The sequence below is a fragment of the Vibrio artabrorum genome, assembly GCF_024347295.1.
Lineage (GTDB): Bacteria > Pseudomonadota > Gammaproteobacteria > Enterobacterales > Vibrionaceae > Vibrio > Vibrio artabrorum.
The window spans coordinates 1,139,036-1,153,943 of sequence record NZ_AP025459.1; the positions used below are offsets into that span (position 1 = coordinate 1,139,036).

General features: G+C 43.7%; 11 protein-coding genes and 5 tRNA genes. 2 read left to right on the forward strand and 14 right to left on the reverse strand.

The features are described 5' to 3' along the window. Positions 1-359 precede the first annotated feature (359 nt). Entirely contained in the window at positions 360-1,664 is a 1,305-nt protein-coding gene (locus OCU36_RS19065) for a dicarboxylate/amino acid:cation symporter (RefSeq protein WP_261840073.1), read from the forward strand. A 129-nt stretch (positions 1,665-1,793) separates the two neighbouring features. On the opposite strand, the gene OCU36_RS19070 is transcribed toward OCU36_RS19065, so the two are convergent. The 3 genes from OCU36_RS19070 to OCU36_RS19080 form a co-directional block, all read right to left on the reverse strand. After that, positions 1,794-3,179, reverse strand: a complete 1,386-nt coding sequence (locus OCU36_RS19070; protein WP_261840074.1) for a sensor histidine kinase — start codon at positions 3,177-3,179, stop codon at positions 1,794-1,796. Further along, positions 3,176-3,841: a response regulator transcription factor gene (locus tag OCU36_RS19075; RefSeq protein ID WP_261840075.1), complete on the reverse strand. Its 666-nt coding sequence runs from the start codon at positions 3,839-3,841 to the stop codon at positions 3,176-3,178. The genes OCU36_RS19070 and OCU36_RS19075 overlap by 4 nt, the downstream gene beginning before the upstream one ends. A gap of 80 nt (positions 3,842-3,921) precedes the next feature. Next, positions 3,922-4,395 (reverse strand): LabA-like NYN domain-containing protein, encoded by a 474-nt coding sequence (locus OCU36_RS19080; RefSeq protein ID WP_261840076.1) that lies wholly within the window; start codon positions 4,393-4,395, stop codon positions 3,922-3,924. Positions 4,396-4,644: 249 nt separating this feature from the next. Here OCU36_RS19080 and OCU36_RS19085 point away from each other — a divergent pair, with 249 nt between their 5' ends. Further along, positions 4,645-5,196 carry a DUF4174 domain-containing protein gene (locus OCU36_RS19085; protein WP_390206897.1) on the forward strand — a complete coding sequence of 184 codons (552 nt, stop codon included), beginning with the start codon at positions 4,645-4,647 and terminating at the stop codon, positions 5,194-5,196. 23 nt (positions 5,197-5,219) lie between these two features. On the opposite strand, the gene cobA is transcribed toward OCU36_RS19085, so the two are convergent. From cobA to OCU36_RS19140, 11 genes are all read right to left on the reverse strand, one after another. Next, positions 5,220-5,999: a uroporphyrinogen-III C-methyltransferase gene (cobA, locus tag OCU36_RS19090; protein WP_261840077.1), complete on the reverse strand. Its 780-nt coding sequence runs from the start codon at positions 5,997-5,999 to the stop codon at positions 5,220-5,222. Positions 6,000-6,321: 322 nt separating this feature from the next. Further along, positions 6,322-7,134: a formate/nitrite transporter family protein gene (locus tag OCU36_RS19095; protein ID WP_261840078.1), complete on the reverse strand. Its 813-nt coding sequence runs from the start codon at positions 7,132-7,134 to the stop codon at positions 6,322-6,324. A gap of 119 nt (positions 7,135-7,253) precedes the next feature. After that, positions 7,254-7,577, reverse strand: coding sequence for a nitrite reductase small subunit NirD (nirD, locus tag OCU36_RS19100; protein WP_261840079.1), 324 nt, complete (start codon positions 7,575-7,577; stop codon positions 7,254-7,256). A gap of 15 nt (positions 7,578-7,592) precedes the next feature. After that, on the reverse strand, positions 7,593-10,166 hold the full coding sequence (nirB, locus tag OCU36_RS19105; protein ID WP_261840080.1) for a nitrite reductase large subunit NirB: 2,574 nt from the start codon (positions 10,164-10,166) through the stop codon (positions 7,593-7,595). A gap of 575 nt (positions 10,167-10,741) precedes the next feature. Continuing rightward, positions 10,742-10,815: transfer RNA gene (locus OCU36_RS19110), tRNA-Cys, on the reverse strand. Between the two features lie 64 nt (positions 10,816-10,879). After that, positions 10,880-10,966, reverse strand: a tRNA-Leu gene (locus OCU36_RS19115). An 80-nt stretch (positions 10,967-11,046) separates the two neighbouring features. After that, positions 11,047-11,122: transfer RNA gene (locus OCU36_RS19120), tRNA-Gly, on the reverse strand. Between the two features lie 46 nt (positions 11,123-11,168). Next, positions 11,169-11,242, reverse strand: a tRNA-Cys gene (locus OCU36_RS19125). Positions 11,243-11,308: 66 nt separating this feature from the next. Beyond that, a tRNA-Leu gene (locus OCU36_RS19130) sits at positions 11,309-11,395 on the reverse strand. A gap of 307 nt (positions 11,396-11,702) precedes the next feature. Continuing rightward, a complete protein-coding gene (viaA, locus tag OCU36_RS19135; RefSeq protein ID WP_261840081.1) occupies positions 11,703-13,148 on the reverse strand; it encodes an ATPase RavA stimulator ViaA in 1,446 nt (481 codons plus the stop codon). Positions 13,149-13,162: 14 nt separating this feature from the next. After that, complete coding sequence (locus OCU36_RS19140) at positions 13,163-14,818, reverse strand: ATPase RavA domain-containing protein (RefSeq protein WP_261840082.1); 1,656 nt, start codon at positions 14,816-14,818, stop codon at positions 13,163-13,165. Positions 14,819-14,908 lie beyond the last annotated feature (90 nt).

The window sequence follows — 14,908 nt, forward strand, 5'->3', positions numbered from 1 at the left end:
CCCTGAACTTTAGAAAAGAATTCAAGGCTCTGGCGGAATGAAAAATCCATCGTTTGCTTTACCTACTGGGCTACAACCTTGTTTTTACTCCCGATTCGATAAATGAGTGGGACGCAGTAAAAAGCTTCGTCTTATTTATTACCTGTGAAATGGCCTATTTATGTATAGAGGTATCGAGTTTTGTAAGTTTATTGTGAATATTCATGGTTTTATTTGTTTATTTCACAAAAATATCAGTGAGCCAGATCACATCTGCAATCCCGGAGTGATTTTTTGTTTTTCGATTTAATACACCGACTGCTAATCTCCTGCTCACTTTGAAAAGGTGTCAAAGTTATAAATAATAAGGAGTGTTCTAAATGAATACCAAGAAACCTATGTCTCTGACTGGACGAGTTATCCTCGGTATGGTCGTGGGTGTACTTACGGGATTTGCCATTCAATCCTTTTTTGCAGAAAGCGGGTTTGTTAACAACTATATCGTTCATGGGCTCTTTGAAGTCGGAGGACAAATATTTGTTGCGAGTTTAAAAATGCTTGTTGTTCCACTGGTGTTCGTTTCACTAGTATGTGGAACGAGTTCGCTTAAAGACATATCAACTTTAGGCCGTATGGGTGGCAAAACACTGGCGCTCTATATTGGTACAACTGCCGTTGCTATCACACTCGCTCTAACCATTGGTAACTTATTCCAACCGGGGGCAGGTGCCGACTTAACAGCGGCAAGCTCATTCAAATCAGCGGACGCACCATCTTTGGGTCAAGTCATCATTGACATGTTCCCAACCAACCCTATACAGGCGATGGCTGAAGGTAAAACACTGCAAGTCATCGTGTTTGCCGTATTGTTTGGTATTGCTATTAGTGCTGCAGGTAAACCGGGCGAACGTATCGCTGCTGTTTTCGCAGACTTAAATGAAGTTATCATGAAGTTGGTCGCGCTCCTGATGAACCTTGCCCCTTATGGCGTGTTCTTCTTGATGGCAAAAATGTTCTCAGGACTTGCTTTAAGCGCAATTTGGAGCCTAGCAGAGTACTTCTTAGTGCTTGCGGGAACCCTACTACTGCACGGCCTAGTGACTTACAGCCTGATGTTAAAAGGGTTCACTGGTTTAAGCCCGATGATGTTCTTACGTAAGATGGAAGATGCGATTATGTTTGCATTTTCAACAGCGTCTTCAAACGCAACGATTCCTGTCACAATGGAAACGGCGAAAAACCGTATGGGTGTTGATAACAAAGTAGCCTCATTCACCATTCCGCTAGGTGCAACAGTGAACATGGATGGTACGGCTATCATGCAAGGTGTTGCGACGGCGTTTATTGCACAGGCATACAACATTGACCTCACGATGGGTGACTACTTAATGGTTATCCTAACCGCTACGTTAGCGTCTGTTGGTACAGCAGGTGTTCCAGGCGTGGGTCTCGTTATGCTAGCAATGGTATTGAACCAAGTCGGTCTGCCGCTTGAAGGTATTGCTCTTATCATGGGTGTTGACCGACTTCTTGATATGATTCGCACAGCTGTCAACATCACAGGCGATAGCGCAGTAACCATCATTGTGGCTAAGTCTGAAGGTTCTCTCGATGAGTCTCGCTTCAACGACCCTTCCGCAGGCGAGAAAGAAGAAGAAGTCAAACTATCGCACCAACAAGCATAGTCTCACTATTATCTCCTAGCTTAAGGGATCATTAATGGCGATGCCTTAGCGTATAGATAAAAATAAAAACGCCGCTGCGATTGCAGTGGCGTTTTTTTATGTCTCTCAAAGACCAAAATAATCCGCTGTCTAATCACTTATCGGGAACATCAAATTGACTCTCAAGCCTCCGCCCTCTCGATTCTCAGCGGTAACATGACCATTCATCACACCCATTGCTTCCTTCACGATAGCAAGGCCTAGGCCATAACCACCCGATTGTTTGTCTCTAGCTGATTGTAGACGTGTAAACGGGTCGAAAATTGTGGCCATTTTATTATCTGGGATACCGTGGCCGTTGTCTTCCACAGCTATGACACTGTAACTTTTATCAAGGACGAGTTCATGCGTGGTCACCAAAATATGAGCATTATCACCGGCATACTTAATCGCATTCCCCACCAAATTACCGATAACCCTTAAAAGTAACCTTTCATCAATATTAACCATTTTCGTCGGCGTTCTTAACTCGCCAACCAAAGTTTGGTTTGGCTTTAGATCGTTCTGCATTTGCGCAATAAGTAACGAACAGTATTGTTCCAAGCTCATCAAAGACAGCTTAGATTCGTAACGAGACGTCTCTAGTCGGCTAAATTCGAGAATTTCGCCGACCAGCTTATTCATCTCTTCCGTTTCATTTTCAAGCCTGTCGAGTAGACCGACGTTACTCTCATCGACTTTACCTCGCAACAAATGTAATGCGAGGTTTTGTCTTGCTAACGGCGTTCTGAGTTCATGGGACACATCTCGAAGCAATCGACGTTGCTTTTCAGCCAGAGACTGTATTTCAAATGTCATATGATCAAAATCATGGGCAAGTTCGTTAAACTCACGCGTACTTGAACCTAACTCCGACACAACACTGACGGAAAAATCTCCCTGTGCGAGCCTTCGGCTTGCTTCTCTTAAACGATCCAGCGGCTGTTGTAAGCTTTTCGCCATACCCATAGAGAACAGTGACAACACGAAAAAAGCGATTAAGGCTTTTAACAGATATGAGTATGGCGCGAAGGATTTGGCTGGGTGAACCTGATCAGGCAATTGAATGACCAACGTCTTACCATTGTTAAGGGGCAGACCAAAAATAGGCTTACTCACACGGTCACTCAGTTGGTGATCTAACTTGCGCAAATAATTCAACTTGAATTCAAAATGCGGATGCATGTCTCGATGAGTGATGGGTTGATGATCTTGGTCGATAACGAAGAGAGAATAAGCTTGCGCATTTCCCCAATCCGCCAGCTCGTCCATGTCCCCTTCTTCGAGCAACACATTCGCTTGGTAAGCAAGGTCAAGCATTTCAGCTTTAACGGATTCAGGCACCTTTAACAAGGCTTTCATCAACGCTCGCTCTGCCACTCCTTGAAGAAGCAAGATACTGACCAGAATCACCGTTAAATAGCTGAATAACTGAAACGTCAAGCCATCCTTACGCTTGGCGATAAAGTCGGGGTAACGCAGTAATTTTTTACTCATGCCCCGACCGACTCTAAATAGCTATAGCCTTTACCACGAACCGTTTTTATGTGTTGCTTAGACAAGCCCGCCTGAACAAGCTTTCGACGTATATTGCTGATATGCATATCTAAGTTACGATCGAAAGGACAGAGTTCTTTCTTAAGCACATCGATTTGCAGATTGGATTTAGAGACAACAATCCCTTGGTTTTTAACAAGGTAATCCAACAAATCTTTTTCTGTACCAGTTAGCGGTAAACGAGAGAGTTGTTCGCACAAGCCATGATTAGATGACGCAAGAGATTGCCTTTGACGCTCAAAACCTACCCGACGTAAGATAACTTTAATGCGGGTCAATAACTCTGGAACATTGAAAGGTTTCGCGATGTATTGATCTGCGCCAGCTTGATACCCCTCTAACATAGAAGCGTCGTCATTAAGTGCTGTCAACATAAGAATTGGCGTAGCAAATCGCTGACAGATTCGCCTAGCCACTTGGATACCACTTAAATTAGGGAGCATTACATCCAGTAGAACCAAATCGATAGGGTTTGACTGGATAAACTCTAGCGCAGATTCACCGCAATGAGCGGTATCGACGTGATACCCCTCATTTTCCAATACTTCACCCAGTAACTCACACAACTGGATATCATCATCAACAACTAAAATGCGAGACATTGCACACACCAATAAATAAGAATAGTTTGCATTCTAATTATCAGTATTATTGATTTCAATGATAAAGTGAGAGATTTCCTCTAAAGCAGAAGATCTTTTTCAATCGCTACAAATTTCGAGGCTGAATCGATTAAGTGTTGGGCAGTTAATCCAGGAACACCATATACCTCGACCGGTTTACCGAAGCGTTGTTTGATTCGCTCAACAAGGATTTCAAAGTCCCCATCCCCAGAAACTAAAACAATCGTATCCACTGTCTCAGCCAGTTCTATCGCATCAAGGGCAATTCCCACATCCCAATCGCCTTTTGCACTACCATCTCTGCGCTGAATAAATGGTTTTAACTTCACATTAAAGCCAACACCGCGAAGGATATGGTGGAACTGACGCTGTTTAGGGTCTTGGCTAGAGATTGCGTAGGCATTGGCGGCAACAACATGACGCCCTTCAGTAGCAACATACCAAAACTGGTTATAATCGAAATTAGAACGGTATTTGTCGCGTGTCGTGTAGTAAACGTTCTGAACGTCGACCAAGATTGCTATATTTTCCATAAATTCATACCTTGAGATTTTCCGTATACCCTATTCTATCCAATTGAAAAATGCGAGTCGCTTTACTCAATAAAAATGAACCTGTCAGCTATCGTTAACGTAAATCTAATATCTTTAGCGCAATCCTAACTATGCTTAATGTAAGTAGATTCGTTTTGAACGTTTCTTAGATGGTTTTGAACTTCACCTTCTGCTTTACGTAACATTCAAATCATACTCAGGCTTAGCGCTTATGAAGGGAGGTTGGCAATGCTGCACCGACAAACACACAAATCGAACGTAAGCATCGACACAACCAAACTGATGCAAACGTTGAATCAACCATCAAACTCAGGTCTCTGGTTTAGTTTGCTGAAACTACTGACCATCAGCACGGTGTTAATCATGAGCTTAACCATCAACTCAGTACTCGCCTACCCCGTCCATTCTCACTCAAAACCTTTGCCGCACCGCAGTCTGATTTATTTCGCTCCTAAGGAAGATTCCGTCGTTAAAGCGTTTCTGAATGAAGTATTGATCAATAACTGTCAATTGGACGAACGAGATGTCGTTGTGATGGTTATTGCTGAGAGTGGTTATACCGTCCCTACTTGGCTAGAAGAAGAGTTTAACTTAGAGGCAGTCACCAGCATTTATGAGATCCCGAAAGGATCACACACCGCGGTTTTGATTGGAAAAGATGGGAAAGAAAAGCACCGATGGAGTGGCAAAACAGATTGGAATCAGATCACTAATATCATTGATGAGATGCCAATGCGCCAACAAGAAATGCAGCGACAAAACAGTCGCTGCAGTATTTAATGACTCACTGAGTGTTATCTAGGTTACTCAACTTGTTCTTGAAACCAAGCCAGTTTGTCATGCAGTTGAGCGACACTACCTACAATGATCAAGGCTGGGCTGATTGCGTCTTTAGCCAGATTAGCTAAATCTTTTAGATCACCACGAAACACTTTCTGCTCTCGACGAGTACCATTTTCAATAATAGCGACAGGCATATCCGCCCTCATACCATGATATAAAAGATTTTTTTGTATATTGGGACTCTCTTTTAAACCCATGTAGAAGACAATGGTATGGTTGTGCTGAGCAAGAGATTGCCAGTCAATATTTTCACCATCTTTCTTAAGGTGACCAGTAATAAACTGGACACTCTGCGCGTGATCACGATGAGTCAACGGAATGCCCGCATACGCGGTTGCACCAGCCGCCGCCGTGATGCCCGGAATGACTTCAAATCTCACACCATTCTCAGCTAACGTTTCACACTCTTCGCCACCACGGCCAAAGATAAATGAGTCTCCCCCTTTCAGGCGTACCACATGCTTACACTCTTGTGCTTTGGCGACTAATAGTTGGTTGATCTGATCTTGCGGCACACAGTGATGATCGAGCTTTTTGCCCACATACAGCATTTCAGCATCGGAATTAGCCATTGCCAAGATATCTTTTGATACCAAGCGGTCATAAACGACCACATCGGCCTGTTGAATAACTCGTGCCGCTTTTAGCGTAAGTAAGTCAGGATCACCCGGACCTGCCCCTACTAATGAAACCAATCCTTTGGTGACTTGTTTAACTATCGATGACGATACTTCTGACATTCTGCGCTCCGAAAGCTTACTTGTTTTATCTCAAGCGTAAACCTACACGATAAGTCACTGTATTCACGATGACTTATCCAAATCCCTATGCCTTAGACTATCAGGTGTTGACATAAATATTCAGGCTAAATACCAACGAAGATAGAAGTAATTATAACAAAACAATCTATATCGGGTATTTTGCTCAACCAAATTCAACGCGTTGATGATCTTTTGGGATATTCAAACTAAAAAGCCCCAAACACTGTGTTGGAGCTCTTCATCTCACACTCAATGGCGCTTTAAATCACTTGGCTACTTAGCTACTTAGCTACTTAGCTACTTAGCTAGTTAGCGATGGTGCCGTTTTTGCGTGAGTTAGGTATAAAGGAACCGTGGTTAACAGTAAACCACCAACGATATTACCCAAGATTGTTGGGATAAGGTTGAAGTTCAACCATGTCGCGATACCAAAATCAGCGCCGAGCATCATACCCAGTGGGAATAGGAACATGTTGACTACGGTATGCTCAAAGACCAATGCGAAGAAGATAAAGATTGGGAACCACATCATTGCTACGCGGCCAGACACAGTGCGAGCGGTCATGTTACCAATCACGCCTAGACATACCATCAGGTTACAGAAAATGGCACGTACGAAACAGGTGATCCATCCATCCATCCCCATATTTTCAAAACCTAAGCTACGACCAGTAGAAACAGCGATGAACTTTTGCGCAACGGCGTTGGGTTCTAAAGAGAAGTTGCCCGTTAGAGATAAAGCCACAAGGAAAGCAACAATCAGAGAACCGATCAGATTACCAAGACCCACAAGCCCCCAACAACGCAAAACTCGCCCCCAAGTCACACCAGGACGGTTATCAAATTTCGCTAAAGGTGCTAAGCCAAATACACCCGTGACCAAATCGTAACCCATTACACTTAAAATCACGAAACCCACAGGGAACACAAGTGCGCCCACGATGCCAATCCCGGTTTGCACGATAGTTGTGATAGCGACAACCACCGCCAGAGATAAAATGATACCCGCCATCGTGCTTCGAATCAGAAGATCACGAGCACTTGTTTTTATTTTTGCTTCACCCACATCGATCATCGTTTGAACGAATTCAGCGGGTTTGAAATCAGGAGACATAAGGTTGTCCTTAAAAAGTTTAAATTAAAAGTGAAAATTGGATAGGAAAAGGCTCTAACTGCCGAGTTAAGGCAATATCGACAGCTAGAACCCTTGAACTATCAAATCTTGCTGACGAATTATGCTGAGATTTCAACCGCGCCTTTGGTCACACGAGCTTTATACGCTTTCACGTTGAAGTTCTCGTCTTCCATACAGACACCCGTTGCTAGGTTAAAGCGTTGCTTTTTAAGTGGGCTTGCCACCCAAAGCGCTTCTTTGTGCTCAACAATCAAACCGCGCGATAACACGTTAGATTGGAAGTATGGGTCTGTGTTGCTAATCGCGAATACTTCTTCAGCCTTAGTTGGGCGGAAGATAGCCACTTGCTCACCAGCAACCAATGCACAAACACCTGTACCAGGGATAATGTCGTCGATCTTACAAACTTTGATAAATGCCATGATGTCGTCTCCCAATTAAACCAGTTCAACGTGAATGATGTCGCCCTGATGCTTTGAAGTAATGGCTTCAGGGTGTTTCTCGGTGAATGTCGCTGGACGGTGTTGTTCACGACCATCTTCAACAAACACAACGTTATCATCACGGTCATCAGCATTGATGAAGTGTGCAAAGCGCTTAAGTTGAGCTTCATCGTTGATGGTTTCTGTCCATTCACAAGCGAAGTTATCAACTAGGCCAGCAATGTCAGTTTCAAGTTGGTCATTGATACCAAGCTTGTTGTCAACAATCACTTCACGTAGGTAATCAACCCCACCTTCTAGGTTGTCCATCCATACCGAAGTGCGTTGGAGTGGCGCAGCCGTGCGGATGTAGAACATCATGAAACGGTCGATGTACTTGATCAGCGTTTCTTGGTCGAGGTCGCTTGCCAGTAAGTCTGCATGACGAGGCTTCATACCACCGTTACCACACACATACATGTTCCAACCTGCGTCAGTCGCGATGAGACCTAAATCTTTACCTTGCGCTTCCGCACACTCACGAGTACAGCCAGACACACCAAACTTCATCTTATGAGGAGTACGGATGCCTTTGTAACGGTTCTCGATCATCACGCCTAGGCCAACTGAATCTTGAACGCCGTAACGACACCAAGTTGAACCTACACATGTCTTCGCCATACGAAGTGCTTTTGCGTAAGCTTGACCCGTTTCGTAGCCTGCAGCGATTAACTTCTTCCAGATAGCGGGTAAGTCATCTTTTTGAGCACCGAATAGACCGATACGTTGTGCGCCAGTGATCTTGGTGTACAAGTTGTATTCAGCTGCAACATCCGCAAGAACGCTTAGCGCTTGAGGTGTGACTTCACCACCCGCCATACGAGGGATAACAGAGTAAGTACCGTCTTTTTGCATGTTACCGAGGAAGTTATCGTTGGTATCGTGCAGCTTCACTAGCTCAGGCTTAAGGATGTGCTCGCCCCAGCAAGAAGCAAGGATAGAACCTGCTAGAGGCTTACAGACTTCACAGCCGTAGCCTTTACCGTATTTCTCTAGTAGCTCATCGAATGTTTTGATTTCTTCGATGCGAATTAGGTGGAAAAGCTCTTGGCGAGAGTAAGCAAAGTGCTCACACACATCGTTCTTAACTTCTACGCCTGCTTTAGCCAATTCAGCGTTCAGTACTGAAGTCACTAGTGGAATACAACCACCACAACCTGTACCAGCGCCCGTTACTGCTTTGATATCACCAATGGTGTGGTGACCTTCAGCAACGGCTTGAGCGATCTTGCCTTTCGTTACATCGAAACAAGAACAGATAACAGCAGACTCAGGAAGCGAGTCCGCACCCAGTGTTGGCTTTTCAGCCCCAGCGTGAGCAGGGAGAATCAACGCATCTGGGTGTTCTGGAAGGTCGATTTCATTCAGCATAAGCTGTAGAAGATCGCCGTAGTCAGACGTGTCACCAACCATTACTGCACCAAGCAGCTTCTTGTTGTCTTCAGAAACGATGATACGCTTGTAAACTTCTTGCTCTTCGTTTTGGTAAACGTAGCTCTTACAACCAGGAGTACGACCGTTTGCATCACCGATAGAACCTACTTTCACGCCTAGAAGCTTAAGCTTCGCAGACATGTCAGCCCCTTCAAATGAGCTTTGGTTGCCAACAATGTGGTCAACTGCGACTGTCGCCATTTTGTAACCAGGAGCCACTAGGCCGTAGAACGTTTGGTTCCAAGAGGCACACTCACCGATTGCGTAGATGTCTTCATCAGTGGTTTGACAGTGGTCGTTAATCTCAATACCGCCACGAGGCGCAATACCCAGCCCCATTTGACGAGCAAGTTTGTCTTGAGGGCGTATACCCGCTGAGAATACGATGAAATCAGTTTCTAGCTCAGTGCCGTCTGCAAAGCGCATCACGTTACGAGCTTCAGTGCCTTCAGCGGCAATCTCAAGCGTGTTCTTACTGGTATGTACGTTTACGCCCATACGTTCGATCTTTTGACGAAGCTGATTACCACCAGCAAGATCAAGCTGCTCTGCCATCAACTTTGGAGCAAACTCAACAACATGAGTGGTTACGCCAAGCGCTTTTAGTGCACCTGCAGCTTCAAGGCCAAGCAGCCCCCCACCAACCACCACACCAGACTTTGAATTCTTCGCGGTTGCTTCAATCGCTTTCAGATCTTCGATTGTGCGATAAACGAAACAGTCTTTACCTTCGTTGCCTTTAATTGGCGGTACGAATGGAAAAGAACCAGTAGCAAGGATAAGTTTGTCGTATTGAATTTCACGACCAGTGCTTGAGTAAACGGTTTTCTTTTCACGGTTAACGTTGATAGCACGTTCGCCGATCAGTATGTTGATGCCGTGTTTCTCGTAGAAGCCTTCTTTTACTAAAGAAAGTTCGTCTGCCGTGTGGTGTGAAAAGTAAGAAGAAAGGTGCACACGGTCATACGCTACACGAGGTTCTTCACAGAACACCGTGATGTCCATGTTGGCAACATCTGTTTTCTCAACCAAATCTTCGATATAGCGATGGCCAACCATCCCGTTACCGACTACGACTAGCTTCATCTTGCTCATAAGAATTCCTGAAGGTGATATATTTCTTAACTGAGCGGATAATGAATTATGAAATAAAATGAAAATATGATGTAAATCAATGACGAAATTGAACTACCCTAAAGAGGTAGAAGAAAAGAGGAGGAATTGATTCATTTTAAAGCAAAACAGAAATAAACCTTGCCTTTAGTAGGGTTAAGAAGCGTTGCGCACACACGCCTGTTTAACTATTTACAAGAGATCGATGTTACGCCGATTCAACAAACTTGTGAGAAATGACACTAACTTTCATTTTTACCAGGCTAAATGTAATAACAAATGAAAGTATTACGAAACGATGATGGACTGTGTATAAATATGAAGATATTAGCCATAAGAGATTCAACGTGATAGAGAGCCAAACAGGCCTTTTTACTCGTTTCGATTAAGCCAATCGTATTGAGGCAGAGCAGCAAATAACACATCGAATTGATCAAGTGAGGGTGGCATGGCGAGACGACAATCAAACCGATCGCAAACAGAGTAAGCAACGAGGGAAACGAGAATGATAGATAGCAAAAAGGCCAGCATTTCTGCTGGCCTTTCAACTTAAATAGTGGAGGCGCCTCCCGGAGTCGAACCGAGGTCCACGGATTTGCAATCCGCTGCATAGCCACTCTGCCAAGGCGCCTTCAATAGTGTTTAAAGAGAACAACTCTCTTGATTACGACCAAACAAGGTAACAATCAAATAGATGGTGCCCCGGGCCGGACTTGAACCGGCACAGCGCGAACGCCGAGGGATTTTAAATCCCTTGTGTCTACCAATTCCACCACCAGGGCACGCAATTCTTTATTGCGATGCCGATTACTGAAAAGTAAAACACCATCTTAATGCTGATGGCAATCAACATTACAAAATTTGGAGCGATACATCGGGTTCGAACCGATGACCTCAACCTTGGCAAGGTTGCGCTCTACCAACTGAGCTAGTATCGCATTTTCATTCTTATAACCTCTTAATTTATCAAACTAAGAGAAAGAATGGAGGCGCCTCCCGGAGTCGAACCGAGGTCCACGGATTTGCAATCCGCTGCATAGCCACTCTGCCAAGGCGCCTTTAGTTGTGATTTAAGAGAACAACTCTTTGTTCATCACTCTACTCGAAAGCAGAAGCAAGATAGATGGTGCCCCGGGCCGGACTTGAACCGGCACAGCGCGAACGCCGAGGGATTTTAAATCCCTTGTGTCTACCAATTCCACCACCAGGGCAACGCAATCTTGCGAGGCCGATTACTGAAAAGTAAAAACACCATCTCTCAGCGACCTAAGCCGTGAGAACGAGGTGTACTTTAACGGAAGGAAAAAATTCGTCAACAATAAATTTTATCTTTCAATTCAAGTGATTAATTATCGAACTCAAAAGATTAAATTTAGTGCAGCTTGTACGCTTCTTATACTTATATTTTGAATGTTAAAGGCTGACATTGAGCAAAAATCATTTTTTTATAGTGCGCTCAATGTTTAAACTTCGCGCATACCGCTAATTTCTTTCGCAAATACATAAGATTATTCAACGTTACCACTTCTTCATGAAGCGCCCCACTAAGCTCGGGTGATAGGACCAGCAATGATCGAACATCTTCATCAGTTGAGGGTTGCCATATTTAGACAGACACACCGCATGAAATCGATTCTTGTGTTCTTTTAATTTTTCGACTTGAGCATTCATTTCATCCGACTGCTTTGGTGCAATAAAGTCAGAAAGCACGATCAAGTCTGCATTCTTGTATTTGCCACCGGTCATCAACTCAATCGACTTAATCAGAACAGGCTCTAAATCCGTACCACCGTGAAAGGAATAGCTTAGGAAATCACTCGCTTCGCGTAAGCCATCTTGGCGAGTTAATTCATAAGTAATATGTTCAGATGAGAATAGAATGACGTAACAATCTCTCTCTTCCGCGAGTGCGATCTGCATCAACGCATAAGCCATCGCTTTGGCAGACTGTTCAGGGAAGCCACTCATGGAACCAGAGGCATCGACACAAACGATAAATGGCCCTTTCTCGATATCGACATTTTTACTGTCGGGTTTTTGCGTTTTTACTTTCCGCAATGTGCGAGATTTTCCTTTCGAACGATAGCTTAATAAACGCTTATCGGCTAAATGCTTATAAAAGATAACCTCCAGTTCAGGATAGGCTAAAAACATGGTTTCGTTTGGAAGCATCTTGTTGAGGTCATCACTTTCATGGATCCCTACAATATCATCGACCGCCTCATCGCTTTTCTCTTCAATCATCTGTAATTCTTCTACAGGTGCTTTATGCAACGAAGGATCATCTTCTAGACCCGCCATACGACCCAACTTTTCGGCAATCTCTTGTAGGCCTTTATGTTTATTTAAAAACTCAGCATGACGCTTCATGATGGTGAGATCTGTTTTACTTAATTTGGCCGATGCCATATCCCACAAACGTCCGATACTGCCTTCATCACCCGATTGGGTGACTTTGTCCATGTTTTTCATGGTTTCCATGCGCTGGTATAAGTCGGCCAGTAACTTCTCTTTGCTTGTTTCAAGCTCGGTGACTTGAGCTTGTTTAATCGCTTCAGATATCGATTGATACCATTGATCACAAAAATAATGAGGGAACATAGAATTATAAACTCCCTTATTATGTTCCATCAGACGCTTTGCTTGCATATAGAATGCAGAGTGCCACTCAAGTTTTTCGATAACACCCTCTATCTCTTCAAAGAATTGAGACTCATTCCAATAGATCACTTCCTGATAAAGCGCAATTTCCTCTTGGAACCTGTCAGCCTCACATACTTTAGTTACACGGCTTTTCACTTTCCCACGCCATTTAACTAAGTGATTTTTTACCGACGCTTTCACACCGTTGCTCTCAGTGGCCATCATGACTTGAGAACGTGCAATGAGGTCATTCATCGCCGTTTCAATGATTCCTGATTCAGCGACCATTAGCGCAAGGTTTAAGCCGTCAGCTCCTAACATACTCGTCTCCTACCTTACTCGAAGTACCGGCTCATAAACTTAATACGTTGAGCGATCTTATTGCTCTTCTCTTTTGTCATTTCCAGATCTTGTGTTACCGCTTGCAAGCTGGCTTCCATCGCTTTTGGCAAAGCAGGATCAATATAATGATGAGGCAGTGCATCGTGGAAATCTATGCGTACTCTTTTTAAATTGAATTCGGCTTCCGACAGTTGCTCTAACACCCTTTCTGCCCCACTCAACCAATTATTATACAACTCTTGGTTTAAACCAGCGGTGGTCACTACGCTCACCAATACAGAGCGATTCGCAATATCTTTAATGACTAATTGGTTCGATGCATTCAAGCCGAGTTTTAAGCGACATAGATTTTTATTTTCGTTCACGTAACCATAAATATCGCCATGACCGTCTTTAAGAACTCGGTCAAAATCGTCTTTGGCTACATAAGCCCAACGACTGTCCCCTTTTTCTGATTCAGAAACCGATAAATTACTTTGTAACATGACCAATTTGACCAAATTATACGCATTGCCCACGTTATACATTTTTACGTTCTTGATATCATTTTGATAGATGTCTTTACGTCGAAGACCACTGGTCGACTCCATTGACAGAGACACAGACAGCGTAGATTCAACATCATCTTGGATCTGTTCTAACTCTTCGCGTGACATTTCTATTTGCGCTTTTGATTCTTGTTGATCAAACGCTCGGTTCAATGCAAAGTCTTTTACCACACCATGAACCACATCACGTGATCCAGGGTTATGCCATAAACAGTCCTGAAGCAACAGAATGTCTAATGGGTTTACGCAGTCTCGACCACTAAAAAAAGCACTCGCTTTCAATAACTTAACGGATTTCTTCCAACGTCTATCCGACACGTACAACTCTGATTCTGACGATAAACCTTGCTTCTTAACTGCTTCCTCCAACATGCTTTTTAGTTCGAACAGCTTATCGAATGCGTTGTCGGTAAGCTCTAGCTTATCAAGCGCTTGCTGCCATTGATGGTATTCCATGTCGGTAATCGCTAAACCTTTGGGAATGACCGCTTCTTGAGAAGTTCCGGTGGTCAACATTGACTTAAAGTTCTGCTTATTTTGAATTCGGTTTACAAACACACGAACCAACATTCGATCATATAAAGCTTCTAAACCACTGTCTTCATCCGGCAGTTCATTCGATGCTGTGACCAACAAGCGCATAGGCACACGTTCAATTTCACTGCCATTTTTGAATGTTTTTTCATTGACCACAGTAAGCAGCGTATTTAGGATCGCAGGACCGGCTTTCCAGATTTCATCAAGAAATACAACTTGTGCTGTTGGCAAATACCCCTCAGTTAGCCTTACATAGCGACCATTATCTTTTAATTCTTGGATACTTAGCGGACCAAATACTTCCTCTGGCGTAGAGAAACGCGTCATCAAATATTCAAAGTAACTACTGTTATCAAAAGCCTGAATTAAACGCTTAGCGATAAGACTTTTTGCAATACCCGGAGGACCGAGTAGAAATACGCTTTCACCCGCTAAAGCAGCCAGTAAACAAAGCTTAATCGTATCTTCTCGTTCATAGACTCCATCAGAGAGTGCCTGTGCGAGTTTATTAATTCTTTCAGAGAGTAGCGCCTTATCAGCATGTGAGGAAATAGAAGGGGTCATGCGTTACTCCGAAAATCTTTAGACAGTTGAGTGTGTAAATATATTTCATACATTTATGGGTGCCTCATTACAAGGTCGTTACATTATTGT